This is a genomic window from Candidatus Cloacimonas sp. (assembly GCA_039680785.1).
GTDB lineage: Bacteria > Cloacimonadota > Cloacimonadia > Cloacimonadales > Cloacimonadaceae > Cloacimonas.
Map to the genome: position 1 here is coordinate 1 of JBDKSF010000084.1, position 2,691 is coordinate 2,691.

A 2,691-nucleotide genomic window follows, 5' to 3' on the forward strand; every position below is an offset into this window, starting at 1 on the left:
GTCAGTTCCAGTATGAACAGACTCAAAGCAGAATCGGCAAAACCCTGTGGGATGGTTTGGATCTCTACATAGAGAACTCTCCACTGTTCCACGCAGACAAGATTGAAACTCCTGTTCTGATAATGGCAAACGATGCTGATGAAGCCGTTCCATGGTACCAGGGTATTGAATACTTTACAGCTCTCCGCAGACTTGGTAAGCCGGCATGGATGCTGCAATACAACAAAGAGTCGCATAACCTTGGAGACAGAGTAAATGCAAAAGATTTGAGCATCAGACTCTCACAATTTTTTGACCACTTCCTTAAAGGTGCTCCAATGCCTGTATGGATGAAAACAGGCGTTCCGGCAACACTAAAGGGTATTGACTGGGGCTTGGAAATTGCAGAGTAGGGTACTTTTTTAACGTAACTCGTGGCACGATATGTGGTATATCACTATGGATGACCAGATTAATCAATATGTTTGAATAAATTAAATTCAGTAAGAGCCTTAATATGTGACAAATACCACTTATCGTGCCACGAGGCTAGCCTTTATTTATTAGCTGATAATCATTAAAATTCCAAAGACAATCATGCCCAATGCGTACCATTGTTGGATAGGGCCTTCTGCACGGTCTATTTTTATACCAGCCAGCAGTTTAGGGCCGGAAAAAGCACCAATTACTGTCCCGGCGGTAAGAAAATAAATCAATGTAAGATCAATTTTTCCGACTATAAAGTGTGCCCCCAGAGCAAAGAGCGTGTTTACACAAACGACCATAAGTGAGGTCCCTACCACCAACTTTATTGGCATACGCATAGCAAATAACCCTGCCAACACCGGAGCTGTTCCACTGGTTCCAAAGGTGCCTGTAATTACCCCTGCCAAAAAACCATAAAAGGTTCCCTTCGTTACTTTTTGCAAGTTAGATACATCTGGTATCTTTATTCCATTAGCTTCTGCCTTTTTTTTCTTCCAATTGTTAATAATCATTTGAAAAGCAATTAATATAGAGTAAATACCAAAACTGGTTTTCAACTGTTTAGAGGTCATCAGGCTTGTAAGACTGGCCCCTGAAAGTGCCCCAATAATGCCGGCAAGCGCAAATACTAATCCCATACGCACATCAATATTTCCGTTGCGATAATGTCCAAACGAGCCAACAATGCAGACAGGAAGAGTGGCCGCCAATGAAGTAGCGACTGCGATTTGAGCTGGCACTTTAAAAAAAAGAATAAGGGCGGGAAGAAAGAAAAAACCGCCACCGCCTCCTACCATGGAGGCAAAGAATCCAATAATAAAACCAATCAGAGGCAACCAAATATAACTGTATTCGAACGCAGAGTGAAAAATCATAATGGTAGTTTCTTCGGAATTTAGATTTTCGATGTAAAGTTAGGATTATTTCCTCGATTTTTAAGCACCCAATAAAGCCCTTTTACATTCGATCGCATTTCTGGAATTACCAGTTGAATGGCAACGTGCTCAATAGCACCCACAATTCCCCAGCTTATCATAAAATAATAGAATGGAGTAATAAAGCCCACCGTGAAAAGGCAAATAAAAAAAGCACCCTGAATGTACCCGCCAATCTTGGTCATATACAGGTGAAAACTAGGTAATCTTCCAAATTTGATAAGCGAAAGGATAATTGTGAGCAACAAAAATCCAATGTACGTAAGGAAGCTTACCTTGTATGGCAGGAAGTCTTCCAGTTTAAAAACATAAATACCGATAAATGCCAGCATGTAGGTTAAATTGTCAGCCATGGAGTCGAGTCTGGCCCCAAGCTCGGTCTCCATTTTGAATCTGCGGGCAATATAACCATCGGCTACATCGGTCAGCAGATTAATCACTAAAAAAATGGCAAACAAAGCTTCTTTTCTTGCTATGACAAAATAAAGGATTAATGGAAATACCAATAGCCTGTAAAAAGTCAACAAATTCGGAATGTTAATGATCTCTTTTTTTTTCATAAGATTATCATTTTTTCTCATGTACTAAAAAACAAATTTACAACATTGGGGTGACGCTTTCAATGCAAATAAATCAATTATTCCTGAGACAACTGACGGTTACAGTTGATCCACCATCAGAGATAATGGTGCCGACGGAAATTGTTTATTCTCTTCATGCTAGCTTGTTTTCAAAATTCAACTATACTAAATCATTTACACCTTTCTTCCATCTCCTATGAGACCATAACCATGTGTCTGGGTTTGCCCTTATGGAACTCTCCAGCAGGGAGGCGTATTTGGAAGTTATATAACCAGGATCACAAGAAGCAGGATCAGATGTTATTTCGTGGAATCTTATAATATATTGGCCTCTGCATTTTCTCAACATCTCGGCATAAACCACCGGACATTCCGCCGATCTTGAAAGGACCTCAGGACCGTTAATCATAAGAGTCTCCTGATTAAGGAATTTGACAGCAAATTTTGATTTAGACGAAGGAGCTTGATCTGCAACCATAAAATAACATCCAGGCTTCTCTCCGTTTTTTAAAATCGCCCTCGCAGCGCCTTTAGAGTCAATTAACTCAATCTGTGAGCCGGTATTCATGCTTCTTATCCATCTGATAATATTATCTGATAAACGGAGGCGTTGTCTTTTATAAATAAACTTCAATTCATTTCCGGTATATCCAATGGCTTCTGCATTAGTAAAAAGATCAATTCTGGTACATAACTCCCAATTGCAGATA

At 39.8% G+C, this 2,691-nt stretch carries 4 protein-coding genes; 1 reads left to right on the forward strand and 3 read right to left on the reverse strand.

Annotated features, from left to right (window positions below; all coding sequences use genetic code 11):
• Window positions 1-392, forward strand: a 392-nt coding sequence (locus tag ABFC98_05710; protein MEN6445524.1) for a prolyl oligopeptidase family serine peptidase, incomplete at its 5' end; no start/stop codon positions are given.
• 150 nt (window positions 393-542) lie between these two features.
• On the opposite strand, the gene ABFC98_05715 is transcribed toward ABFC98_05710, so the two are convergent.
• From ABFC98_05715 to ABFC98_05725, 3 genes are all read right to left on the reverse strand, one after another.
• On the reverse strand, window positions 543-1,340 hold the full coding sequence (locus ABFC98_05715) for a sulfite exporter TauE/SafE family protein (GenBank protein ID MEN6445525.1): 798 nt from the start codon (window positions 1,338-1,340) through the stop codon (window positions 543-545).
• Window positions 1,341-1,360: 20 nt separating this feature from the next.
• On the reverse strand, window positions 1,361-1,960 hold the full coding sequence (locus tag ABFC98_05720; GenBank protein ID MEN6445526.1) for a CDP-alcohol phosphatidyltransferase family protein: 600 nt from the start codon (window positions 1,958-1,960) through the stop codon (window positions 1,361-1,363).
• 181 nt (window positions 1,961-2,141) lie between these two features.
• On the reverse strand, window positions 2,142-2,691 hold a 550-nt coding region (locus ABFC98_05725), incomplete at its 5' end, for a lysophospholipid acyltransferase family protein (protein ID MEN6445527.1).

Excerpts from the sequence above, each read along its gene's own strand:
- ABFC98_05715 (MEN6445525.1), bottom strand. The coding sequence starts at position 1,340 with ATGATTTTTCACTCTGCGTTCGAATACAGTTATATTTGGTTGCCTCTG.
- ABFC98_05720 (MEN6445526.1), bottom strand. The coding sequence starts at position 1,960 with ATGAAAAAAAAAGAGATCATTAACATTCCGAATTTGTTGACTTTTTAC.